This window comes from Labrys sp. F242 (genome assembly GCF_057813875.1).
In genome coordinates, this window is record NZ_JBVASG010000010.1 from 1 (window position 1) to 24300 (window position 24300).

The window sequence follows — 24300 nt, forward strand, 5'->3', positions numbered from 1 at the left end:
AGCGACAACGGCCCCAGCTACATCGCCGGCGAACTGGCGGAATATATCGAGGCCAACAAGATGAGCCACGTCCGCAGCGCCCCGATGCATCCCCAGACCCAGGGCAAGATCGAGCGCTGGCACCAGACCCTCAAAAACCGCATCCTGCTAGAAAATTACTTCCTGCCCGGCGACCTCGAAGCCCAGATCGAGGCCTTCGTCGACCACTACAACCACCAGCGCTACCACGAGAGCCTGGCCAACGTGACACCTGCCGACGCCTACTTCGGCAGGGCTCCGGCCATCATCCAACAGCGCGAAAGGATCAAGCGACAGACCATCAAATATCGGCGCTTGCAGCACCGCAAGCTCGCCGCTTAAAATCCCCCCAGACGAGGCCCGAACTCCGCTAATCTACGCCGCCAGTTGCGCCAAATGTTCTGACGACGGACATTAAGCACATCGTGGACGCTCAAGTTGATGGCGGCGGCGGGAAGGTTGCGCTCTTTCCGTTGATCGCGGTCGCCCAGATATAGCTCGTGATGAAGAAGTTTGGGCCCGACGCGATGAGGGGCTGGTGCGGCGGGGGAGGCTGAGAGAAATCGGAAGCCCAAGCTGGCGTTAGCAATGATGCCGAAATCAACCCGATGGCGAGATTGCGCACGGTTTTCCCTTGGCATTTCACCGTCGCCGACACGCTCCCGCGAGCAGGGGCCGTTGCACGAGGGGGCATGGCCGACCTCCCCGGGAGGCAGATCGTTAGCGCAAGCCGACACCCGCGCCCGGCCGATCGTCTCGGACCGACAGATGGACCTTGTCCGGGTCATTTCGGACATTGGCCGGTCGCCGGTCTTGCCATTTCGCGCCAATCGTCAAAGCGTTTGCGGTTGGAAGCAAGCGCCAGGAGTTGCAAAGGTTGTGTTGCAAACTTTCTGGAAACCCTCTGATGCCATGAGGCCAACTCCATTTTCGGAGCGTGTTTCATGTTCAATGGCCGCCATTTCGATCGCTCCGTGATCCTGCTATGCGTGCGGTGGTATCTGACCTATGGCTTGAGCTTGCGGGATCTGAAGGAGATGATGGCCGAGCGCGGCATCAGCGTCGACCATTCAACAATCCACCGCTGGGCGAGCAATTACATTTGTAGTGCTCTTTATCTGCAGGAACTATCATCCGTCTTCGCTACAATCCAATGCCGCCCCGTCTAAGCCACCTTCGTAGTCTACAACGAACAGGGGAGACGCAACTCAGGTTCTCGTAGAGAGTAGCCAAAAACATTGCAGCGCGCTTCTAGAAGCCGCTCGGTGCCAATTGACAAGCCTGACATATCGCGTTTCCAGTCGTCGAAATAGCGTTTATTGATCCCGGTATGAACGCTTTGCCTCAGATCAATAGAAGGCACATCCAACCAAGAAAAGATTCTATTTAGATGTAACTTTGGATTATCAACCAGATCTTCATAATGCAAAACATAATAATGACGCAAATGAGATCGATCCCGTAGAAACCGCTCATAGCATACCAAAGCGTGTTCGATAAGCCAAGGAACAGGTTTAGTGTTCCAACCTCGCTGCCTAAGGGCATATGAAGTCGCGATAGGATGGCGTAAAATAATCAAGAACCGCGAATCGGGAAAGCAATATTGCAGATAACGCGTCCGGATCAGATTTGCTGGTGACTTCTCTACGAACAATGGCCTCGATGAATCCCAATGAATTCCCCATTGCTGCCACAACCGTTCGGCATCAACCGGATTTGCTAGAGAATGACTTTCGTCCATCGCCGAGCCCGTGTAAAATCCGAAATTTCCTACACCGCCGAGCTCCTGATCAATCGGATATACAGTTTGCAGATGTTGCCCTTCATCGTGCGATGCGCCGGTGCTCTCAAAACCGCTGATCATCGGATGAGAGCGCAGGATGCTATGGAGCAAAGTTGTTCCACTTCTGTGTACTCCTCCGATAAAAACGATTTTTTTATCAATACGTCGCACAGTCTCTCATCCGCCTAGATTTTCAGTCCGCCCCAACTACCCAGTGTATTGCGCCCGCAGACTTAGGGGGCCGTAAATTTTGTGAGAATACGACAGCTTTGCTAGCGGCAAATTTGGCACATCCCGACGTCGCGGCTACTTCGGTTATTCGTTTGCATGTATGATTTCAACCTGCGGAAGCCCCCAGCACTGCGCATTCATGTCCAGCGCCATTATCCCCAGGCCCTCAGTTTCAATCTCTCCTCGGCCCCAATAGGGATGGCGGGGTCGGATCCTCGGATTGGCGACACCGTAAGGAAATGGTGGAAAGATCAATCCGTCGCGATGTAGGTCTGCTTTGACGAGAAGCATCGTTCCTCCAACTGCATCTAGGCGAACGACGTCCCGGTCTCGCAGACTATCCATCGTTTTAGTGCCGTGGTCGCACCAGGCGTTTAAATCGAAACTCGGACCCCCTCGCTTCTTCACGCAATGCGGATGGACGATCTCAAATTGCGTAGCTAACAATTGTTGAATTATATCTTCAGGAAAATCTATGACGTCGGCATCGAGCCACAAAACCCACTCCTCGTTGCGGAGTGCACGAAAGAGCACTTGATTGCGAGCTCGTGCCAGGATGCAGCGTCTAAATTTCTGGATTTCAGGAGCCCATCTCGGCACTCCTGTCGGAATTCGGAAACCGAAATCTCGCTTGACCATCGTCACCGCGGCAGCGCGGAGTTGAAACACAGATTCAAGTCCAAGAAGAGCTTCCCAGGTCCCATCCAAGCTATCACTTTCGAGGAAGCCGATCGATAAACTGTCTTTGGGCCAATCCAATCGCTCAATACGTTGGACATACCCATCCAGATGAGCACGGGCATTCTTGATCGGCGTCAATATTAGGACGGATGGACGGCTCGTTGCGTCCTCTGCGGTAGCCGCTGCGAAGGTCGATGTCACGTTTTTGTACCAATGCTAGGATAGACGAAATATGCTGCGATGATCTTTGCGCGCCCGGCTAATGCGCGTAGCCCTTGGAAGTCCTGTCTCGGAGAGGAGACTGGCGACTTACTCCCCTCCATGGCTCGTTCCGACCTGCAAGATCAAGTCGATCGGTCGACTCGCGCGTATATTGGGCTATCCAAAAGTGTTAACATGTGACAATTTCTCCAGAAGAAGATAATCGCAATATATAGTCTTGTTCCATTGATATTGCGCTATCACATCGATTGTCTATTCTCACGACAAATCGTTTCTTCGATATTTTATACCCAATTTCACTCTGATCTTTCGCTAAAAAATACTAGATCGGAAGGCGCAGTAGCTTAAAGGGATGGCAATATATTGCAACGTGAGTCGATATGCGTCCGGTTGCGACAGGGTGCGCTGCACTGGATGAGAGTAAATACGGCCCACGTACCCGTAAATCACATCGCGTGAGGCTGCAACACACCGCCCTTAAGGAAAGGATATAATTAAACCCTCACGAGCTAGAGATACGAGGCAGGCCTCGATATCTGCGCTCGGCTTGGTTTTTAGGCCAAACGATTTTTGAAAGTACTCAACAATATCATCATCACTGTGTTTCCCATCGCAAAGTTCAAATACGATGGCAGCAGAAATATTTAAAAAATGGATATATTCGCCGTCCTCGCCGTAAATTACATACCCATCAGGCGTATTCCTGCATTCGAAACCCAAAGCTTTCTTATAGAATCTTGAATTTTCTCGTGTCACGCAACCCTCCTATTATTGGTCGTCAAGCTTCGTCGGCGACGTACAGATCTGCAAAATCAGTTATTCACAGTCACGATATCGATGAACCCAACTTATATGGGCGGCTCCTCTAGCCAGTAATGCGGCTTATGAACTTTTTTCCGCAAAAGCTTTGAAAGCCCTGGCCGGACAGCTTTGCTCGTCGGCTTGATCTGTCGTGGACGCATCGCCTTTATTCAGGCCGGCCTCAGCATTAGGCACCGCACGCCCGTTGATGGACAATACCCGTTCAACCACGCGCCCGTCGCCATCTACGCGGATCGTCGCGGCGATTTCGCAGGTTTCGTTATGCGAGCAATGTCTCTGAGCGCTCGCCTTGGCCGGGATGTCAGCCTCAAGAAAGCAGATCGACCGTCCATCCTTTTCCACGGCCGAGCCAGCCATACCAGATCCGGAACTAAAAACACCGGTATAGACGAAGCGCTTAAGCTGGGGTTCGGCCGAAGCGGTGCCAATAGAACACAACAAGCATCCAAACAGGTAGGCGATAAAATGAAGTCGTGTCATCGATTCCCCCTACGGAAGCCGAATTTTCTTACCTAGGCATGACAAGACATATATTTCTCAAAATCCCTGGATTTTGCAATATCTCGTGAGGCCCGTCTAAATGACGGATCGTGGTGTTTGGGGGACACTTCGTGGTCGTGCGCGGCGGCGCCATGCAGATCCGAGCGCAGATCGAGTTCGAGATATTCCAGTCGCAGATCGTGCGCCCTAAGCGCGGCCGCGCTTGAAAGGATTGAACTGTTGGGGCCTGGACGGCAATTCGCCAAAATGGGCTCAGTTGATTGGCATGATGTTTTGTTGCCTGAGCCCTCTTTCGAGGTTGCCGGTGGGCGCGCGCCCCTAGGCAAAGGCCGCGAATCCTTGCTCGGATCGGGTCGCGGCTGTTTCGATCGAGTCGCATCTATTTCGAGAAGTGACGCAGGCGCACGTGGTGACCTGCTGGTTGGGTTGCAAGCTTTCTGAAAACCCTCTGATGCCATGAGGCCAACTCCATTTTCAGAGCGTGTTTCATGTTCAAAGGCCGCCATTTCGATCGCTCTGGGATCCTGCTATGCGTGCGGCGGTATCTGACCTATGGCTTGAGCTTGCGGGATCTGAAGGAGATGATGGCCGAGCGCGGCATCAGCGTCGACCATTCAACAATCCACCGCTGGGTCGTTCATTTTTCACCTGCGTTGCTGCAGCGGTTCAACCATCGGAAACGGCAGGCCGGAAGCAAGTGGCACATGGACGAGCCGAAGGGCAGCGCGGAGCAGCAAGGCCTATATCAAGCTCCGCAGTCAGTGGATGTACCTTTGCCGCGCCATCGACAGCGTCGGCGACGCCGTTGAATTCTCGTTCAGCCAGCACCGTGATCTGCTGGCGGCAAAGCGCTTTCTGCGCAAGGCGCTTGCAGCGCCATGGTCGACCCGATCGTATCGTCATCGACGGGAGCCAGGCGAACCGGAAGCGATTATCTCTTGCGATGCCGAGAGCCGTTTGCAGGATCGATCGCACCGAGCATTGAAGGGGATCCGCATCCACAAGAGCCAATATATGAACAACAGGATTGAACAGGGGGCCACCCAAGGCATTGGGCTGGTGATGGTTCGCGCCTTCGTGCGCGAAGGGGCTAGCGTTTTCCTCCTTGATCGGGACGAGAAGCTGCTTGCCGGTGTCGGTGAGGAACTGGCGGGGCAGGGGGCGCCAATCGCCTATCGGGCCGTCGACATCGCCGACGAGCAAGGCATTGCACCGGCCGTTTCACAGGCGGCGTCGGCGATCGGCGAGATCAACGCACTCGTCAACAATGCCGGCATCAACGTTTTCGCCGAGCCATTGCAGACCACGAACGAAGAGTGGCAGCGATGCTTCGACGTCAATCTCAAGGGAGCCTGGAATTGCTGCGAGGCGGTCCTGCCGGGAATGATCGCGGCGGCGGTGGCGTCATTCTCAACATTGCCTCGACACACGCCCTCACCATCATTCCCCATACCTTCCCCTATCCCCTGGCAAAGCACGCCTTGCTCGGCATGACCAAGTCGCTGGCACTGGAATATGCCGGCCGCAATGTGCGAATATGCCGGCCGCAATGTGCGGGTGAACGCGCGCGAGCCCGGTTATGTCTCGACCCAGAAGGTGATCGACTACTGGAACAGCTTCCCCGATCCCGAGGCCGCCAAGGCGGAGACGCTGAAGCTGCACCCGGGCGGGCGCATCGCCACGCCTGAGGAAATCGCGCTTGCCGCGCTCTTCATGATTTCCGACGAATGTCCTTTCATGAACGCGGCCTGCCTGACCGTCGACGGCGGCCTCTGCGTCCAGCAACACCCCTGAGTATCCGGCGCTCTACGATCAAGAGTCTCGGCGATCTTTGCGCCGATGCAACCACTCCTGCCACGTCCGAAATATGCTCCATCGATGACAACGAAAATCTTTCGGCTTTGCCGGAGGCCATGCACTCGGCTGTTCACGGGCGCTTGCCCCCGAAATAACGAAATTCCTCCTAAGATATTGATAATACGGTAGAAAACACACTTTCCTGCGGCGTCTCTGCATGCAGGGAAGCCGCCGCCATGTCGGCAGCACCGAGGCGACGTCCATGGATCTCGGCCGAAAAGGAAATTTGGATATCGTGTCATGCTACAAGTGATGATTGACTCATCATACCAGTAGATCTATAAGCCACCCGAACTCGGGAGGAAATCTGCATGACGACGATCGCGCTCTTTGGCGCCGGCGGAAAAATGGGCTACCGGCTGGCCAGCAACCTCAAAGCGTCGAGCTTCGAGGTCCGGCATGTCGAAGTGAGCGCAGCAGGCCAGGAGCGCCTCAAGACCGGTCTCGGCCTTGACAGCGTAGCGCCGGATGCGGCTCTGGAAGGCGCCGATGTCGTCATCCTCGCCGTGCCTGATACGCTGATCGGCAAGGTGGCCGGCGGCATCGTCGACAAGCTCGAGCCCGGTACCATGGTGGTGGTGCTCGACGCTGCCGCACCTTTTGCCGGACATCTGCCCGATCGCCCGGACCTGACCTATTTCGTCACCCACCCCTGTCATCCTCCGATCTTCAACGACGAGACGGAGATGGCCGCCAAGAAGGACCATTTCGGCGGAATCGCTGCCAAGCAGCATATCGTCAGCGCCCTGATGCAGGGCCCGGAGAGCGCCTATGCGATCGGCGAGGAGGTCGCCAAGGTGATCTGGGCGCCGGTCATGCGTTCCCATCGTGTCACCGTCGAGCAGATGGCGTTGCTGGAGCCGGGCCTGTCGGAGACCGTTTGCGCAACCCTTCTGGTGGTGATGCGGGAGGCCATGGACGAAGTCGTGGCCCGGGGTGTACCGCACCAGGCAGCTCGCGACTTCCTGCTCGGCCACATGAACGTGCTCGGCGCCGTGATCTTCGACGAGGTCAAGGGCGTGTTCTCCGATGCCTGCAACAAGGCCATCGCCTTCGGCAAGCCGGCCCTGATGCGGGACGATTGGAAGCGCGTCTTCGAGCCGAACGAGATCGCCGACAGCATTCGCCGCATCACCTGAACAAGACCCTGCAGCAGCCGTCACCTTTGGTGGCGGCTGCTGCATTCGACCGGGCTTTTCGACGAGCAGTCGAGCAGCCAAACGTCGGCGTCCTCCACAAAAGAACAAACAGGAGGGGACGCCTGGCCTCATGGGGAGGAAAAATGAGTCCGAATACCCTCGCGATCAGCTCTATCGAAACATCGGCCATCCGTAAGGCCACCTGGCGCCTGGCGCCGTTCCTCGGGCTGATGTTCTTCATCAATTTCCTCGATCGGACCGCGATTTCCTTTGCCGGTCCGCACGGCCTGACGACGGATCTGGGGCTCACAGCCACTCAATTCGGGTTTGCCGCCGGCATCTTCTTCATCGGCTATATCCTGCTCGAAATTCCCAGCAACCTGGCCCTGCACAAATTCGGCGGCCGCCGCTGGCTTGCCCGCATCATGGTGACCTGGGGCATAGTTTCACTGCTGTTCACCTGGGTCAGCGGCGTCACCGAACTCTATGTCCTGCGCTTCCTGCTGGGCATTGCAGAAGCTGGCTTCTTCCCGGGCGCGATCCTCTATCTCAGCACCTGGGTGCCGGCCCGCCACCGGGCCAACATCCTCGCCCTTTTCTACATCGCGCAGCCGATGACGACCGTGATCGGCGCGCCGCTGGCTTCCTCCCTGATCCAGGCCCATGGCTTTTTCGGCCTCGAGGGCTGGCGCATCATGTTCTTCGGCGTCTCGATCCCGGCCGTCCTGGTCGGCATTGTCACCTGGTTCTATCTGCCGGATTCACCCAGGGACGCGAAGTGGCTCAGCCCGGAGGAGAAGGCCTGGCTCACCGGCGAACTCGCCCGTGAGGACAGCACCAAGCGCGAGCCGCACAATGGCTCGATCGCAGCGGCCCTGTCGAGCGGCCGGGTCTGGATGCTGGCGTTCATCTATTTCGGCATGATCTATGGCCTCTACGCGCTGGCCTTCTTCCTGCCCACCATCGTTTCCGGCTTCGAGGCGAAGTTTGCCACCAAATTCACGGTCTTTCAGGCCGGGTTGGTCATTGCCGTTCCCTACCTTCCCGCGGCCATCGCGCTCTATCTGTGGAGCCGGGATGCAACCAGGCGCGGGGTTCGGGCCTGGCATATCGGTATTCCGGCCCTGATCGGCGCGATCAGCATTCCGTTGGCCCTCTACATGCCATCGCCTGAGACCACGGTTGCCTGCATCACCGTAACGGCCTGCGCCATCTTCTCGGCCCTGCCGAATTTCTGGTCCCTTCCAGGGCGTTTCCTGTCGGGCGCGGCGGCGGCCGCCGGCATCGCCCTCATCAATACCATCGGCAATGTGGCCGGCTTTGCCGCACCCTATGTCACCGGCGCGGTCAAGGACTACACCGGCCTCTACCAGGCCCCGATGATCATCGTGGGAGCCTTCATGCTGCTCTCGGCCATCCTCGCCTTCCTCGTCGGACGGGAGATCAGGAAGGGCGGAGAGGTCTCGCAGGCCTACGCACCCCTCAAGCCATGAGGGCGCATTCGCACCGATAGCCAAGAAAGACCCGCCGGACACAACCGGCGGCCATTGCGGACTGAACCGTCGACAGACAAATGGGAGGACGACATGAGCTTGAAACGACTTTTACTGGGCGCTGCGCTTGCCGGCGTGATGGCATCGGCGGCGATGGGCACGGCCCTGGCCGCCGACCTCATCGCCATCATCACGCCCTCGCACGACAACCCCTTCTTCAAGGCGGAAGCGCAGGGCGCCGAGGTCAAGGCGAAGGCGCTCGGCTACGACACGCTGGTGCTGGTGCATGACGACGACGCCAACAAGCAGTCGCAGTTGATCGACACCGCCATCGCTCGCGGCGCCAAGGCCATCATCCTCGACAATGCCGGTGCCGCCGCCACAGTGGCCGCCGTGCAGAAGGCCAAGGATGCCGGCGTGCCCTCCTTCCTGATCGACCGCGAGATCAATGTGGCCGGCATCGCCGTCGCCCAGATCGTCTCGAACAACTATCAGGGCGCCCAGGCCGGCGCGCAGGAGTTTGTCAAGCTGATGGGCGAGAAGGGCAATTATGTCGAACTGGTCGGCAGGGAGGCCGACACCAATGCCGGCATCCGCTCCAAGGGCTATCACGACGTCATCGACGACTATCCCGACCTCAAGATGGTTGCGCGCCAGTCCGCCAATTGGAGCCAGACCGAGGCCTACAGCAAGATGGAGACCATTCTGCAGGCCAATCCCGACATCAAGGGCGTGATCTCCGGCAACGACACCATGGCGATGGGGGCGATCGCCGCGCTGCAGGCCGCTGGCCGCAAGGATGTGATTGTGGTCGGCTTCGATGGGTCCAACGATGTGCGCGACTCCATCAAGCAGGGCGGCATCAAGGCTACGGTCCTGCAGCCTGCCTATCTCCAGGCCCAGACCGCCGTCGAGCAGGCCGACACTTTCATCAAGACCAAGAAGGGCCCCGCGCAGGAAAAGCAGCTGATGGATTGCGTGCTGATCACGCCCGACAATGCCGGCAAGCTCGAAACCTTCGCGCTGGCAAATTGACGCTGCGATGAAAGATGCCCGGGGCTGCCTCGCTGGGGGCGTCCCAGGCCTGTTCCTGATCCCGACAATCGAGGCCGGAGCCAAAATCCATGCCCAGGCTTGCCAACAGGCTGATGATCGCCGCCATGGCGCTCACCCTTGCAGCATGCAAGATCGTGCCGACCGTCGAGGTTGAGGCCGCCCGACAGACCGGCGCTTCGGGCGCAGGACCCGTCTTCGACCCGGACAAAGCTGTCGATGCGATCTGGTCAGCCAAGGTGTTGCCCTATCTCACGGCGAAGGCGGGCGACTTTGCCGTCGTCCGCGACCTGGTCGCGAGGAACGCGGACGAGGCCGGGCAGAAATACGGCTATCGTGCCAAGGAAGGCACCGTGCCCTGGGCCTATGTGGTCAAGGCCGAAGGCCGCATCGTCGCGGCGAACACCGGTTCGCGCGCCGCCACCATCGACGTCGATGTCGACAGGGACGGCAAGGCCGACATGGTGGTGCAGATCGGTCCGGCCCTGCGCGGCACGACGCTGCGCGACAGCCTGGATTTCGTGTCCTTCAACGCCTTCACGAACCAGATCGAATACGCCCAGTTCGGCAAGGCCTTCAACGCCAGGGTCAACGCGGACGTACTGCAGGCCCTGCCGCGCGAGCACCTGGTCGGCCGCTCCGTGACGGTGCTCGGTGCCTATGTGTTCGAGCCGGGCGGCAAGCCACCGCTGGTAACGCCCGCCGAACTGAGCCTCGGGGCAGCGTCATGACGGGGGAGGGCCACCCTGCGACGCCCGATGACGACGTGGTGCTGCGCCTTGAGGGCGTGTCGAAGGTCTATTCCGGGACGGTTGCCGTCAGGCATGCCGATTTCGATGTGCGGCGCGGCGCCGTGAACGTGCTCGTCGGCGAGAATGGCGCCGGCAAGTCCACGCTGATGAAGATCATAGCGGGGGTCGTGCAACCCACCGACGGGCGCATCCTGCTCGATGGCAAGCCTGTTACCTTCCGGGATGCCGGCGAGGCAGTGGCCCATGGCATCGGCATGGTGTTCCAGGAGCTCAACCTGTTCGGCAATCTCTCGGTCGCCGAGAACATCTTCGCCGCCCGCGAAATCGTACGGCTGCCCTTTGGCATCGACCATCGCGCTCAGGAGCGCCGCGCCGCCGAATTCCTGGAGCGGCTCGAGGCAGGCATCGATGCCCGCACGCCGGTGGAGGATTTGCGCATCGGCCAGCAGCAGCTGGTCGAGATCGCCAAGGCGGTGGCGCAAGATGCCCGCATCCTGATCATGGACGAGCCGACCTCCGCCCTCAGTTCCGCTGAGGTCGAGATCCTGTTCCGTGTGATTGCCGACCTCAAGGCGCGGGGCGTCGCCATCGTCTACATTTCCCACCGGCTGGAAGAGCTCATCCGCATCGGGGACTACATCACTGTGCTGCGCGATGGCCGCGTCACCGGACAGGAGCGCATCACCAATGTCGATGTGCCCTGGATCGTGCACCAGATGATCGGCTCCGATGCCAAGGACTTCGCCAAGACCGAGGATCACCCGCTCGGTCCGGAAGTCTTTCGCGCGGAGGATATCTGCCTGCCACGCGTGAGCGGCGGATTCGCCGTCGACCATGTCTCCCTGTCGGTCAGGCAAGGCGAGATCGTGGGTATCTACGGATTGATGGGAGCCGGGCGCAGCGAATTCTTCGAATGCGTGATGGGACGCCACCGCCACGCCACCGGCCGCCTCTTCGTCGACGGCAAACCGGTGGCGGAAAAGGACGTGACGGGGCGCATCCGTCGGGGCCTTGCCCTGATCCCGGAAGACCGCCAGCGCGAAGGGCTGGTCAGCATCCTGTCGATCGCCGCCAACCTGTCGATGGCGGCCCTCGGTCGCTTCCTCGCCGGCTTCCATATCCGGCGAGCCCGCGAGCAGGGCGCCATTCGCGCTGCCGTCAGGGACCTGTCGATCAAGGTAGCCGATCCCGAACTGGAGGTGAGCTCCCTGTCAGGCGGCAATCAGCAGAAGGTGGTGATCGGCAAGGCGCTGATGACCGGCCCGAAAGTGTTGCTGATGGACGAGCCTAGCCGCGGCATCGATGTCGGCGCCAAGGCCGATGTCTTCCGCACCATGAGGCGGCTCGCCGCCGACGGCCTCGGCATCCTGTTCGTGACTTCCGACCTCGACGAGGTGATGGCGCTGTCCGATCGCATCGCCGTGATGAGCAACGGCAAGCTCACCGCCCTCTTCGAGCGGGCCGAGGCCACGGCCGCCAAGGTGGTGGCCGCCTCCGCGCTCGGCCATGGCCCTGTTCCTTCCCCCTCTTCTACAAATCACGGAGCGCCGGCATGACAGTCGCGCAGGACACCTTGAACCATCCGTCCGCCGGAAACGGCTCGCTTGCCCTGAACCTGATGAAGCTGCGCACCTTCATTGCCCTTTTCGCGGTGCTGATCTTCTTTTCGCTGGCGGCGCCGAACTTCCTGAGCACCGCCAATCTCATCTTGATGTCGAAGCATGTGGCGCTGAACGCGTTCCTGGCGATGGGCATGACCTTCGTCATCGTCACCGGCGGCATCGACCTGTCGGTCGGATCGATCGTGGGCCTGTGCGGCATGGTCGCCGGCGGGCTGATCCTCAATGGCCTGGACCTGCGCATCGGCTACACCATCTTCTTCAACATCTATGAGGTGATGGCGATCACACTGCTGGTGGGTATCCTGATCGGCGCCGTCAATGGGCTGCTGATCACCAGGCTCAACGTCGCGCCCTTCATTGCGACGCTCGGAACGCTCTACATCGCCCGCGGCCTGGCGCTTCTTTCATCAGATGGCGCAACCTTCCCCAATCTGGTCGGGCGCCCCGATTTCGGCACGCAGGGCTATGCCATCCTGGGGGCTGGGCGTCTCCTCGGCTTGCCGGCCTCGGTCTGGATCCTCGCCGTGTTGGCGCTGGCTGCCGCCTATATGGCGCGCTGCACGCCGCTCGGCCGCCACATCTTCGCGGTTGGCGGCAATGAGCGAGCCGCGGGTCTGTCGGGCATCCGGGTCAACCGGGTGAAGCTCTTCGTCTATATGTTCTCGGGCTTTTGTGCCGCCGTCGTCGGCCTGGTCGTTTCCTCTGAATTGATGGCTTCGCACCCCGCCACGGGTGAAAGCTTCGAACTCAATGCCATTGCCGCAGCGGTACTCGGGGGCACCTCGATGTCCGGTGGCCGCGGCACCATCGGCGGCACCATCATCGGTGCCTTCGTCATCGGCATTCTTTCGGACGGGCTGGTGATGATGGGCGTCAGCGAATTCTGGCAGATGGTGATCAAGGGCCTGGTGATCGTCATCGCCGTGGTGGTGGACCAGGCGCAGCGCCGGCTGCAGCAGCGCGTTGCCTTGCGCCAGATGGCGAGGCTGGCCTGATGGCGTCCTATCGCGGTGCCCTGGTTGGTTGCGGCTTCTTCGCCATCAACCAGCTTCACGCCTGGTGCGACGCCGAAGGAGCCGACATCGTCGCACTCTGCGATCGCGATCCGGTGCGCCTTGCCCAGGCCGGTGAGCGTTTCGGCATCGACAGGCGCTACGGCGATGCCGAGCAGATGCTTCGGGCTGAGAAGCCGGACTTCGTCGATATCGCCACCACCGTGGCGAGCCATCGCCCGCTCGTCGAGCTCGCGGCGAAGATGGGAATTCCCGTCATCTGCCAGAAGCCCTTCGCGCTTTCGATCACGGATGCGCGTGCCATGGTCGAGGCTTGCCGCCTCGCCGGCGTGCCGCTGATGGTGCATGAGAATTTCCGCTGGCAAAGTGCCATCCAGGCCGTCAAGGCTCGCCTCGACGCCAATGTCATTGGCCAGCCCTTCTGGGCGCGCGTCTCCTTCCGCTCCGGCTTCGATGTTTTCAGCGGCCAGCCTTATCTTGCCGAAGGCAAGCGTTTCATCATCGAGGACCTCGGCATCCACATCCTCGACATCGCCCGCTTCCTGTTTGGCGAGGTGACGCGGCTGAGTGCACGCACCCAGCGCGTCAATCCCGACGTCAGGGGCGAGGATGTCGCGACGATGCTGCTCGACCATGAGGGCGGTCTCTCCTCGGTGGTCGATTGCAGTTATGCCACCAGGCTGCCGGTCGATCCTTTTCCCGAAACCCTCGTGGAAATCGATGGTTCGACGGGTACGCTGCGGCTCGGCGCAGGCTATCGGCTCGTCGTGAACGGGCCTGGCGGGCAGGAGAAGGTCGATCTGTCGCCGCCTCTGCTGCCCTGGGCCTCGCGTCCCTGGCACAATATTCAGGAGAGCGTGCTCGCCATCCAGCGCCACTGGCTGTATTGCCTGCGCAACGGCAAGGAGCCTTCCACCTGCGGGCGGGACAATATCGCAACGATGGCCCTGGTCGAGGCGGCCTATGCCAGCGCGTCCACTGGCCAGACGATCGAGATGGCCTCGATATGACGCCGCGCAACCATTGATGCGCGACCTGTCCGTGCTGCCGACGCCCCGCAGCGTCGTTCAGGCCGACGCCGTGGTCTGGTGAACGTAGAGCGAGGCGGAACGATCGAGGTGCCTGACCATCGCCTGTTCCGCCCCGTCCGGATCATGGGCGATGATGCGGTTGAGGATGTCCTCGTGCTCGGACAAGGTGTAGTTCTCCTTGCCGGTCCAGATCAGCAAATCGGTGTGGTACTGCTTCAGCCAGCCGAGCATGGCCTCGCTCATCGCCTCGAACAGCGGGTTGCCGGAGATGGCGGCGATACGTGTGTGGAACAGCATGTCCGCATTGATGAAGGCATCCGCGTCGCCAAGGCTCGCGCGCTGGCGGGCCAGGGCTTCCTGCAGGCCGGCAACCGCCTGCGCATCGGCCTTCTGCGCTGCCTGGCGCACCATGCCCAGTTCGAAGAAGCGGCGTGCCTCCTTCAGATGCTCCAGCGAGGCCGGGGAGCTCGACAGGAGCACGCTGGCAGCATCGTCGACCTGCTGGAAGATCGACCTGGCGGTGGGCTGGCGAACGCGCGCCCGCTCGCCGTGGGAGATGGTGAGCAGGCCGAAGATGCTGAGCTGTTGCATGGCTTCGCGGATGGCGGGACGGCCGACACCGAGGCGGTCCATCAATTCGCGCTCGGAAGGGAAGGGGTCCCCCGGCTGCAACTCTCCGCTGGTGATCAGCGCCTTGAGGCGGTCGAAAACCTCATCGGAGAGCTTGCGACGGACAATGCGTTGATCGGGGAGGGGCATGAGGCATTCCGATTGAGGCAGTAGGTTCGGCGGTCTTTGCCGTCTGTTCTTCCGTGAGGCAAGGCCGCTGCTGCAACAGTGCCACCGCTGTCCGGAAACAGACAAGGCGAATTTCCGTTGCTTCGACTTAAGTCATGATATACTCATCATACCTGTTAAGCAATTCCAGGCCGGGCGCTGCGAGCGCCCCAGACTGAATGGGTGCCATGTCCGTCATCCGCATGACCTATCGCATCGAGACGGCTGGCGACATCGAGAAGCTGGCCGCCAAGATTGCCAGCGATCAGTCGACCGGCACCTTCGTCAGCCTGCCGGGCGAGACGCCGGAGCTCAAGGCGCGTGTCGCCGCGCGCGTCGTGGCGATCCGGCCGCTGGAGGCCCTTGAGGTGCCGTCGATCCCCGATCCCTCCACGCAGGCCGGCGCCGTGTACAAGCGTGCCGATGTCGACATCGATTTTCCGATCGAGGCGATCGGCACCGATCTGGCGGCGTTGATGACGATTGCCATCGGCGGCGTCTATTCGATCAAGGGATTCAGCGGCATCCGTGTCACAGGCATGCAATTGCCCGCGGTCTTCGCGGCTGCCTATCCCGGCCCGCAATTCGGTACGGCCGGCACGCGACGGCTGACCGGTATCGTCGACCGGCCGGTGATCGGTTCCATCGTCAAGCCAGCGCTGGGGCTGCGCCCGCCTGAATCGGCCGGCCAGGTGCGCGAACTCGTCGAAGCCGAGGTGGACTTCATCAAGGATGACGAGAAGCTGGCAAGCCCGGCCTATTCCAGCCTCGAGGATCGCGTGAAGGCGATCATGCCAGTCATCCTCGATCATGAGCAGAAGACCGGCAAGAAGGTGATGTATGCCTTCGGCATCTCGCACAGCGATCCCGACGAGATGATGCGCAACCACGATATCGTCGTTCGGGCCGGTGGCAATGCCGCTGTGATCAACATCAACTCGGTGGGCCTCGGCGGCCTCTCTTTCCTGCGCAAACGCTCGCATCTTGCCTTGCATGCCCATCGCAACGGCTGGGATATCCTCACGCGGCACCCCGGCCTCGGCATGGATTTCGAGGTCTACCAGCAATTCTGGCGACTGCTCGGCATCGACCAGTTCCAGATCAACGGCATCCGGGCCAAATATTGGGAATCGGACGAATCCTTCGTGCGCTCTTTCAAGTCGGTGACGACGCCCTTGTTCGAGGGCGACGTCTGCCCCATGCCCGTCGTGTGTTCGGGCCAATGGGGCGGTCAGGCCCCGGATACCTATGCCCGCACCGGCCGGACGCTCGATCTGCTCTATCTGTGCGGTGGTGGGGTCGTCAGCCATCCCGGCGGCCCGGCAGCGGGTGTGCGCGCCGTTCGCCAGGCCTGGCAGGCGACCGTGGAGGGCGTGCCGCTCGAAACCTATGCACGCGAGCATCGCGAACTCGCGCAGTCCCTGCAGAAATTCGGCGCCGACACCGCTGCGTCCTGAAGCTTCCGAGGAAAGAACGATGCCGGGCTTGCTGCTCTCCTATTATGGCGATGATTTCACTGGGTCCACCGATGTGATGGAAGCGCTGGCCTCGCATGGCGTGCGTACCGCCCTGTTCCTGCAGCCGCCTTCTCCGGCGCAGCGCGAGCGCTTCGGCGAATGCGATGCCATCGGCCTCGCCGGGACCAGCCGCAGCCAGAGCCCGGCCTGGATGGATGCCGAGCTCACGCCGGCTTTCGAATGGCTGAGGCAGCTCGGTGCCGCTACCTGCCACTACAAGGTCTGCTCCACCTTCGATTCGAGCCCGGCTGTCGGCAATATCGGCCGCGCCATCGAGATCGGCAGCAAAGTCTTCGGGCAGCGGCAAGTCCCGCTGGTGATCGGTGCACCCCAGCTCAGGCGCTACACCAGCTTCGGTACTCTGTTCGCCGCCTATCAGGGCCAGGTCTACCGCATCGATCGCCACCCGGTGATGAGCCGCCATCCGGTGACGCCAATGGATGAGGCGGACCTGCGCCTGCACCTTGCCCGGCAGACGCAAAGCGGCATCGGCCTCGTCGACGTTGCGGCGCTGGCGGCAGCCGATGTCGACGATACCGTCGATGCCGTCCTGGCGAAGGGCGAGGACATCGTGCTTCTCGATGTCAATGACGATGCCACCCAATTGCAGGCGGGGCGCCAGCTCCTGCGCCTGCAGTCGCGGCTCGGGCCCTTCGTGGCCGGTTCCTCGGGAGTGGAATATGCGTTGCTGCAGGCCTGGCAGGAAGCCGGCCGGATCGGGGGGAAAGCCTCCTTTTCCGCGCCGGGCGTGGCAGATCGTATCGCCGTTGTGTCGGGGAGTTGCTCGCTCACCACGGAACGGCAGATCCGCCACGCCGTCGCCCACGGATTCGACGGCATTGCCCTTGATCCGCGCGCGCTCATCCATCATGGCGAGGCTGCAATTGCAGAGGCCGTTGCCGCCGGCCTCGAAGGATTGGCCCAGGGGCATAGCGTGATCCTCTATACCGCCCTGGGGCCGAGTACCGATGTCGGCGACGAGCTCGGGACCGAGGGAGACCGCAACCGCATCGGTCTCGCTTTGGGCCGGATTCAAAAGGCTCTGGTCGAGCGCGCCGGCCTGCGCCGTGCCGTCATCGCGGGTGGCGACACTTCGAGCCATGCTTTGCGCGAACTGGGCGCCTTTGCCTTGACGACGAGGCTGCCCTTGCTCTCCTGTCCTGGGTCTCCGCTCTGCACCGTTCATGCGGATGCCGCCGCCTTCGACGGGCTTGAGATTGCCCTCAAGGGTGGCCAGGTGGGTGGCGACGACTATTTCTCGATGATCCGCGAAGGTCGCGCGTCGGTTTCATCCCACTGCACGACAGTAGGGTCATCCCCCATCTGCTAAGCAGCGCTGCGTGCCACCTCGCGTCCCCGCTCACTCCTACGAATGCAGGAGTGAGCTGAGGGTGACCGCGTATACTTTCGTGCTGAGGGTTGTGTCGCAGATTTTTCGGCAAGGCTGCACTGGCATGAGATCGCTCCTCAGCAATTTGGGGACCCCCTCATGTTCAAAGGTCGCCATTTTGACCGATCTCTGACGTGTTATGCCTGCGCTATGGCTATAGGCGCGTGCACGTCCTTCTCGTGCGTGACGGCTGGGCGATCAATATTAAGCGAACACCCAGACTTTACAACGAGTTGGACCTGCAGTTGCGCAACAAGACCCCGAAGAGGCGTGTGAAGGCCAAGCTCAGAGAGGACCGATCGGAGGCAACGCGTTGCGACCAGACCTGGGCGATGGATTTCGTCCATGATCAATTAGCGACCGGCAAGAAGCTACGCATTCTCACCATTGTCGACATCTGGTCACGGTTCTCGCCAGCCGTCGATCCCCGCTTCAGCTATCGGGGAGAAGATGTCGTCCTGACGACGTTCGATCTCTTAGTCCGCAATAGCCGCCGAAACTAGGCCCCGTGCAATGAGCGGGAGAAAGTCTGGGGGAGAAAAGCGTGGAAACGGCGGCGTTTGGCGGCAAAAAGTTCGAACAGCGCCCGATTTTAGATTATCGCCGTATTTCAAAGTGACGCGCTACGAGTCTCCCTCTGGAAGCAGGCACGCTCAGATGGTCGACCGGACTATATGTTCCCCATGTTTCGGCTCATACGAACAGAGCGCTGACTTTTTCTCCGTTCGACGAACCTCGCCTCCCCAGGCGATACTCATCAGGGGAGCGGTGCTGAAGGCCCGGGCGACCCCGCTGCGCGCGAAGCGTATCCACGATCTGCGGCACGATCTTTTCCATGCCGAACGGTGCATCTGGGCGGCCAAGGCCTCTTCACGTTCCGACACGAGGAGATGACAAGTACAGTTCAAGCGTCATTTCGATCGATGAGGCCATCGTCCATCACCTCCGAATCATGGAAGCCCATCGATTCAGAAGCCATCTAAAATCACCAGTTTAATGCCAAGACTACAGTTTTTCAGCAAAGGCTTCCTGCATTGCCCGCAGAATGATGAGGGCAGAAGCTGCGCCGGGATCCATATGGCCCAGGGAACGTTCCCCAAGCCGCGCGGCGCGGCCGCGGGTTGCGACCATGGACCTTGTTGATTGCGCGCCTTCTGTGCCGGCCTCCACAATATGGCGCCACATCTGCCCAGTGGTCAGGCCATTTGCATTGGCATGAACGGCGATTTCCATGGCCGGAATCCACGTGTCGAGCATCGTCTTGTCCCCGCGCTGCCCTTTGCCACGTAATTGGATACCTTTGGTAATGGCTTCGACGATAGCGGCCTGTTCCGGCAGGTCGAGGGACAGTTGGTTTTTCAAGGCCTTGGATGCGTTTTGAAAAGCCGCGGCATAAAGGGGGCCGGTGGATGCGCCGACGGCATCGAGAAAGGCGGAGGCCGCTGCCGCAAAGACATCGGAGGGTGATGCCTGATCGAGATCGAGTTTTGCAAGGGCGCCGTTGACGGCCGAAAAGCCCAGAGCCATGCTGATCCCGTGATCGGCGTCGCCGATGGCGCCGTCGAGATCGGACAGATATTCCTTCTCCGCCTTTATCGACAGGGCAATTAGCTGGAACATCCAGCCGAGGCGGCGCGCTGCGGTTTCCGACATTGTATTGATCTCCCGAACAGCGTGGAATTCTCATTGGGCCGCAGGTAGCGGCCCTTTTTCGGTGATCCGAAGAAAGGCCGTATCGCAAGGATGCGACAGGAGATCGGATAGTTCCTGATCCAGATGCAGGATGGATATGGACGCACCGTTCATGTCGAGCGATGTGCAATAATGGCCGACCCAGTTCGCTACGATGCTGATCCGCTTGGCGCTGAGGCGCTCTTCCACGCGCTTGAACAGGATGTAGAGCTCCATCAGGGGGGTCGAGCCGAACGAATTGACGAGAACCGCCACCCGGTCACCCGGGCCGGCGGTCATCTCGGAAAAGACCTTGTCCATGATGCGGTCGACGATTTCGTCGGCTTGCATCATCTTCTCGCGGATAACGCCCCGCTCGCCATGAATGCCCATGCCGATTTCCATCTCGTCAGGGCCGATCTCGAAGTTGTGCCGGCGAGTTTGCGGCAAGGAACACGGTTCCAGCGCGACCCCCATCGTATAGGTGCGCCTGTTGGCTCTGCGCGCAATGGCCTCGCATTCCTCGAGCGACAGCCCGCGATCGCAGGCGGCGCCGGCAATCTTGAAGACAAAGAAATTGCCCGCCACGCCGCGCCGTCCGTCGCGATCCTCTACCGGTGAGGAGGAGATATCGTCGGTCGTCAGCACCGTCCGTGTGGGGATGTTCGCCTCCTGTGCCAGCTCGGCCGCCATTTCGAAGTTCATCACGTCGCCGACATAGTTGCCGTAGACGAAAAGGACGCCGGCTCCGCCTGAGGCAGCCTTTGCGCATTCGAGGATTGGAACAGGGGGAGGCGAGGAGAAGACGTTGCCGACCGCGACTGCGTCGGCCAGCCCCTTGCCGACATAACCGAGAAAGCAGGGTTCGTGGCCGGAGCCACCGCCGATGACCAGACCGACCTTGCCCGCACGTGGACCATTGCGCGCAACCAGGGCACGCTTCGAGCCGTTGATCGGCACGATATGAGCGGCATGGGCCTTGACCACCCCGTCGAGCATTTCATCCACGACATCGTCCGGGTTGTTGAGAAATTTCTTGATGTGGGTGCGATTGTGGCTGGGCGGGGCAGCCTCGGATTCCTGGCGCAAGCGTTGGGCGGGCCTGTTGTGGATCTGCGCAACGCCATCGGCGTTGAGGATGCCACGCCCGGTCGCCGCATCGGTGATCAGCACGCTGACATAGCCGCCTCTCAGCGCCGCCAGAATTGCCGGCACCTTGTCGAAACCGCCGGCAACCGCAATGCGCATGTCGCTATCTCGCAGCCGATCGAGCGAAATGCCGATAGTTCTGTCGTCTAGAGGTCCCGAAACGGGCTGACCATGGGAGTCGATGAAACGGCCTGCAATCACGCCGACGGCATTTCTGGCCAGATAGTCCTGGATCGACACGTCCTCAAAGAATCCGCTGGTATGGATCGTCGAATTCGGCCGAAGGGACGAAATGCCGAAAAGTGCCTTGTTGGCTCGGGTCAGTGCTTGAAATTGCTCGGCAATGACCGGTTCGTCCAAAAAAGCCGATTTGACCTGCGCATTCGACACGATAGCCGGCGCGGTGATGTTGATGAGATGAGCATTCGTGGCTGTGGCGACCGCCGCCGCGCACAGCTCCGGCGTGTAGGCGAAACCGGCTCGCGTGCCGCCGGTTGCCTGGACGACCGTCACATCCTGCAGATTGGAGATATGCAGGTTTTGGGCAATGGATAGGATTGTGCGCCCCCATGCGACGGCGACCGTATCGCCGGATTTCAGCAGCTTCGCAACCGCTTGAGCGCCGGCGGCTCCCAGGCGGTCGATCAAGGTTCGCGATCCGTCGTCATTGGGCACGACGAGGCAGTCGGTCAATCCGAAATGCTGTTTCAGCTCCTGCGCGATTACCAGCGAGCTCAGCCGCGAAGGCTCGATGGAAATGCTGACGATTCCACGGCTGCGCGCTTCGGCAAGGTAGCTGTTGACCGTTGCGCGTGAGATTCCCATTATCTCGGCGATATCGCCCTGTGTGCGCCCGTCCTCGTAATAAAGCCAGCATGCCCACACATAGGGATCGTCGCCATATCGCAGCGGTATGACATCGGCCAATTCCGCCTGACCAGGCTTGGCCATCGCGGTTTTATTACTCGGCGCCATCTTGTTTGCCATCGCTCCTGCGTCGGTCGGGAAGGCTTGCAGGACAATGCCTTTGTCTCGTTTTGAGAAAATTCGAAACAAAGGGCGGCCCAACTTTCCAAGCATAAAGTGGGGCCGCCATGTTGCGCAAATCGGCTGTCCCTTATTGCAGTTGCTCGCGGGCGCGAAGTGACAATTCCTTCAGAATGATGGCACAGGAGGTTGCCCCAGCGTCCAAGACGCCGCGGGAACGTTCGCCCAGACGGCTGGCGCGTCCGATCCTGGCCACCAAATCTATTGTGGAATCTCGCCCCTTTTCCGCGGCTTCGACGAGCTCATCCAGCGCTTCGGCAAAGGATCTGCCGGCCATGTTCGCGTCATCGAACGCGGCAAGGGCAGGAACGAATGTGTCGAGAAGCGTCTTGTCGCCGACCTTGGCTGCGCCGATGGATTGAATACCTTCTAGGCCTGCATGCAGCATACGGCTGAAGGCGGTGGCATCGATGGCGTCGACACCGTCGATCTTTTCGGCGAATTCCGTAAACATGACGCCATAGAGCGGTCCCATCGAGCCACCGATTTCGGTCATCAGGACGGTGCCAAGCGTGTCGAGCGAGCCTGAAAGGGATGCGTTCTTGCCCTTGAGCCGCTCGGCAGCCAGGTTGAAGCCTTTCGCCATGTTGACGCCGTGATCGCCATCGCCGATCTTGCCGTCGATTTCGCTGAGAAAGGCCCGATTTTCGATAATGCGTTCTGCCATGGCCAAAACGATGTGGCCGGCTTCTGCATTGTTGAGGGTTTGCATGAGGCGTTCTCTTTACAAGATTGCAGTGCAGCGCACGTCCGTATCGAGCAGTTCCTTCAGTTCGTCGTCAAGAGCCATGACCGTCAAGGTTGCGCCGATCATTTCCAGAGAGGTGAAGTAATTGCCGATATAGGTACGATGGATTTTCAGGCCGCGTTTGACGATCTCGGATTCGATCGTATCGTTCAGGATATAGAGTTCGTTGAGCGGTGTCGCGCCCAGGCCGGAAACCAGTACGGCGACTTCGGTGCCTTCGGGAAGATCGTGGTCGTCGAGAACGATTTCGCACATGTCGCGGGCGATCTCGGCCGCGGATTTCAGCGGCTCCACGCGGACGCCCGGCTCGCCGTGATGGCCAATGCCGACCTCCATTGTGCCCGGGGCGATCTCGAAATTCGGATGGCCGACGGCAGGCAAGGTACATGGACCAAGCCCCACGCCGATCGAGCGGCAATTGTCGATCGCCCTTTGCGCGGTGGCACGGACGGCTTCGAGCGAGGCCCCCTTTGCCGCCTTGGCGCCGCCAACCTTCCACATGAAGATTTCGCCAGCAACGCCCCGGCGTTTTTCGCGCTCTTCGCGGGACGCCGAGCAGACATCGTCGTTGGCGACGACGGTCGCCACTTCGATGCCATCCTTGGCTGCGAGCCGGATCGCCATCTTCACGTTCATGTTGTCGCCGGCATAATTGCCGTAGAGCACGACGACCCCTTTGCCACCATCGGCTTCGCGGATGGCGTCATGGAAGCTTTTGGCCGTGGGCGAGGAGAACAGCTCGCCAACGGCGACGGCATCGAGCATGTTCTTGCCGGTATAGCCGATGAAGGCCGGCTCGTGGCCGGAGCCGCCGCCCGTGATGACACCCACCTTGCCGGCATGGGGGGCATTCCTGGCGGCGATGACACGGGGATTGTCGGCGAGGCGAACAATATCGGAATGGGCCTTGACGAAACCCTTCACCGTGTCTTCGACGACTTCGTCGGGATTGTTGACGAAACGCTGCATGATTTCTCCTATGGGTTCCTGGAGCGCTTCGGCTCAAAGGATCGTGTAGCCGCCATCGATTAGTAGATCGGCGCCGTTGATCATATCCGCACCGGCGGAAGCGAGGAAAACGGCCGCAGCCGCGATTTCCTCGGGAAAGGCGAATCGACCGGTGGGAATGCGTTTTCGGGCGGCCTCGCCCTTCTCTCCCGCCCAGGCCTTTTTGCCCAGTTCGGTGAGCACGATGGTGGGGGAAAGCGTGTTGACGGTGATGCCGTATTTGCCCCACTCGGCCGCAAAGGTCTTGGACATGCCGATGACGCCGAATTTCGAGGCGCAATAGGCCACATGCTCCTCGATGGCGACAGTGCCCGCCTGCGAAGCGAGATTAATGATCCTGCCGCCCTTGCCGGCGCTGATCATTTCCCGGCCGACAGCCTGCGTGACCAGGAAGCTGCCTTTGAGATTGATGTCGATCGTCCTGGTCCAGTGGTCCAGGGACAGATCCTCGGCCGGAGCCAGGAACACGACACCGGCGCTGTTGACCGCGATGTCGATGCCGCCAAAAGCCGCCTTCGTACCCGCGATCGCGGCGTTGACGGACGCAGGATCGGTGACATCGCATACGAATGCTTGCGCGCCATTCCCAAGCTCCGCCGCCTTCGCGGCGGCAAGTTCGGCGTTGATGTCGAGAACGGCGACCCGGACCCCCTTGGTGGCGAAAGCCCCTGCAATGGCCGCACCGATGCCGGAGGCGGCTCCGGTGATGAGGGCGATCTTGCCGGAGAGCGGGAAGGTCAGGTCGATTTGAGGCGCGATATCGGTCATGTCGATG

Annotated in this window: 20 protein-coding genes and 4 pseudogenes; 14 read left to right on the forward strand and 10 right to left on the reverse strand. The window is 60.5% G+C overall.

Annotation, left to right across the window (positions count from 1 at the left end; genetic code table 11):
* The coding region (locus ACZYTC_RS33300) for an integrase core domain-containing protein (RefSeq protein ID WP_488991674.1) at window positions 1-360 on the forward strand (360 nt) is incomplete at its 5' end.
* 602 nt (window positions 361-962) lie between these two features.
* Window positions 963-1118 (forward strand): annotated as a pseudogene (locus ACZYTC_RS33305) (IS6 family transposase); the annotation flags it as partial.
* An 83-nt stretch (window positions 1119-1201) separates the two neighbouring features.
* Here ACZYTC_RS33305 and ACZYTC_RS33310 read toward each other — a convergent pair.
* The 4 genes from ACZYTC_RS33310 to ACZYTC_RS33325 form a co-directional block, all read right to left on the reverse strand.
* Window positions 1202-1972 (reverse strand): sulfotransferase family protein, encoded by a 771-nt coding sequence (locus ACZYTC_RS33310; protein WP_488991675.1) that lies wholly within the window; start codon window positions 1970-1972, stop codon window positions 1202-1204.
* Window positions 1973-2116: 144 nt separating this feature from the next.
* On the reverse strand, window positions 2117-2914 hold the full coding sequence (locus tag ACZYTC_RS33315) for a glycosyltransferase family protein (protein ID WP_488991676.1): 798 nt from the start codon (window positions 2912-2914) through the stop codon (window positions 2117-2119).
* Between the two features lie 498 nt (window positions 2915-3412).
* On the reverse strand, window positions 3413-3691 hold the full coding sequence (locus ACZYTC_RS33320; protein WP_441774245.1) for a PqqD family protein: 279 nt from the start codon (window positions 3689-3691) through the stop codon (window positions 3413-3415).
* 126 nt (window positions 3692-3817) lie between these two features.
* Window positions 3818-4237, reverse strand: a complete 420-nt coding sequence (locus tag ACZYTC_RS33325) for a hypothetical protein (protein ID WP_488991677.1) — start codon at window positions 4235-4237, stop codon at window positions 3818-3820.
* A gap of 509 nt (window positions 4238-4746) precedes the next feature.
* On the opposite strand from ACZYTC_RS33325, the pseudogene ACZYTC_RS33330 reads away from it, so the two are divergent.
* The 9 genes and pseudogenes from ACZYTC_RS33330 to ACZYTC_RS33370 all read left to right on the forward strand — a co-directional run.
* Window positions 4747-5293 (forward strand): annotated as a pseudogene (locus ACZYTC_RS33330) (IS6 family transposase); the annotation flags it as partial.
* Window positions 5273-6052, forward strand: a pseudogene (locus ACZYTC_RS33335) (SDR family oxidoreductase). The pseudogenes ACZYTC_RS33330 and ACZYTC_RS33335, both read left to right, overlap by 21 nt.
* Before the next feature lie 374 nt (window positions 6053-6426).
* Window positions 6427-7254, forward strand: a complete 828-nt coding sequence (locus tag ACZYTC_RS33340; RefSeq protein WP_488991678.1) for a phosphogluconate dehydrogenase C-terminal domain-containing protein — start codon at window positions 6427-6429, stop codon at window positions 7252-7254.
* Window positions 7255-7397: 143 nt separating this feature from the next.
* Window positions 7398-8747, forward strand: coding sequence for an MFS transporter (locus ACZYTC_RS33345; protein ID WP_488991679.1), 1350 nt, complete (start codon window positions 7398-7400; stop codon window positions 8745-8747).
* Between the two features lie 93 nt (window positions 8748-8840).
* Window positions 8841-9782, forward strand: a complete 942-nt coding sequence (locus ACZYTC_RS33350; protein WP_441774248.1) for a D-ribose ABC transporter substrate-binding protein — start codon at window positions 8841-8843, stop codon at window positions 9780-9782.
* An 89-nt stretch (window positions 9783-9871) separates the two neighbouring features.
* Window positions 9872-10531 carry a DUF2291 family protein gene (locus ACZYTC_RS33355; RefSeq protein ID WP_488991680.1) on the forward strand — a complete coding sequence of 220 codons (660 nt, stop codon included), beginning with the start codon at window positions 9872-9874 and terminating at the stop codon, window positions 10529-10531.
* Complete coding sequence (locus ACZYTC_RS33360) at window positions 10528-12108, forward strand: sugar ABC transporter ATP-binding protein (protein ID WP_488991681.1); 1581 nt, start codon at window positions 10528-10530, stop codon at window positions 12106-12108. Before ACZYTC_RS33355 ends, ACZYTC_RS33360 begins: the two co-directional genes overlap by 4 nt.
* Window positions 12105-13169 (forward strand): ABC transporter permease, encoded by a 1065-nt coding sequence (locus ACZYTC_RS33365; protein ID WP_434961248.1) that lies wholly within the window; start codon window positions 12105-12107, stop codon window positions 13167-13169. Before ACZYTC_RS33360 ends, ACZYTC_RS33365 begins: the two co-directional genes overlap by 4 nt.
* Window positions 13169-14197, forward strand: a complete 1029-nt coding sequence (locus ACZYTC_RS33370) for a Gfo/Idh/MocA family protein (RefSeq protein ID WP_488991682.1) — start codon at window positions 13169-13171, stop codon at window positions 14195-14197. The genes ACZYTC_RS33365 and ACZYTC_RS33370 overlap by 1 nt, the downstream gene beginning before the upstream one ends.
* Before the next feature lie 57 nt (window positions 14198-14254).
* On the opposite strand, the gene ACZYTC_RS33375 is transcribed toward ACZYTC_RS33370, so the two are convergent.
* Window positions 14255-14977: a transcriptional regulator NanR gene (locus ACZYTC_RS33375; RefSeq protein ID WP_441774253.1), complete on the reverse strand. Its 723-nt coding sequence runs from the start codon at window positions 14975-14977 to the stop codon at window positions 14255-14257.
* A gap of 206 nt (window positions 14978-15183) precedes the next feature.
* Between ACZYTC_RS33375 and oiaX the strand changes: the two genes are divergently transcribed.
* From oiaX to ACZYTC_RS33390, 3 genes and pseudogenes are all read left to right on the forward strand, one after another.
* Complete coding sequence (gene oiaX, locus ACZYTC_RS33380; RefSeq protein ID WP_441774254.1) at window positions 15184-16452, forward strand: 3-oxo-isoapionate-4-phosphate decarboxylase OiaX; 1269 nt, start codon at window positions 15184-15186, stop codon at window positions 16450-16452.
* A 19-nt stretch (window positions 16453-16471) separates the two neighbouring features.
* Entirely contained in the window at window positions 16472-17842 is a 1371-nt protein-coding gene (locus ACZYTC_RS33385; RefSeq protein ID WP_488991683.1) for a four-carbon acid sugar kinase family protein, read from the forward strand.
* Window positions 17843-18045: 203 nt separating this feature from the next.
* Window positions 18046-18366: pseudogene (locus ACZYTC_RS33390) on the forward strand (IS3 family transposase); the annotation flags it as partial.
* 541 nt (window positions 18367-18907) lie between these two features.
* On the opposite strand, the gene dhaL (ACZYTC_RS33395) reads toward ACZYTC_RS33390, so the two are convergent.
* The 5 genes from dhaL (ACZYTC_RS33395) to ACZYTC_RS33415 all read right to left on the reverse strand — a co-directional run bounded on the left by dhaL (ACZYTC_RS33395) (window position 18908) and on the right by ACZYTC_RS33415 (window position 24293).
* Entirely contained in the window at window positions 18908-19555 is a 648-nt protein-coding gene (gene dhaL, locus ACZYTC_RS33395) for a dihydroxyacetone kinase subunit DhaL (RefSeq protein ID WP_434961243.1), read from the reverse strand.
* 30 nt (window positions 19556-19585) lie between these two features.
* Window positions 19586-21697, reverse strand: a complete 2112-nt coding sequence (locus tag ACZYTC_RS33400) for a bifunctional sugar-binding transcriptional regulator/dihydroxyacetone kinase subunit DhaK (RefSeq protein WP_434961242.1) — start codon at window positions 21695-21697, stop codon at window positions 19586-19588.
* Between the two features lie 142 nt (window positions 21698-21839).
* Window positions 21840-22481 (reverse strand): dihydroxyacetone kinase subunit DhaL, encoded by a 642-nt coding sequence (gene dhaL, locus ACZYTC_RS33405; RefSeq protein WP_434961241.1) that lies wholly within the window; start codon window positions 22479-22481, stop codon window positions 21840-21842.
* Window positions 22482-22493: 12 nt separating this feature from the next.
* Window positions 22494-23486: a dihydroxyacetone kinase subunit DhaK gene (locus tag ACZYTC_RS33410; RefSeq protein ID WP_441774257.1), complete on the reverse strand. Its 993-nt coding sequence runs from the start codon at window positions 23484-23486 to the stop codon at window positions 22494-22496.
* 33 nt (window positions 23487-23519) lie between these two features.
* Window positions 23520-24293, reverse strand: a complete 774-nt coding sequence (locus ACZYTC_RS33415; RefSeq protein WP_434961239.1) for a GolD/DthD family dehydrogenase — start codon at window positions 24291-24293, stop codon at window positions 23520-23522.
* Between the last annotated feature and the right edge of the window lie 7 nt (window positions 24294-24300).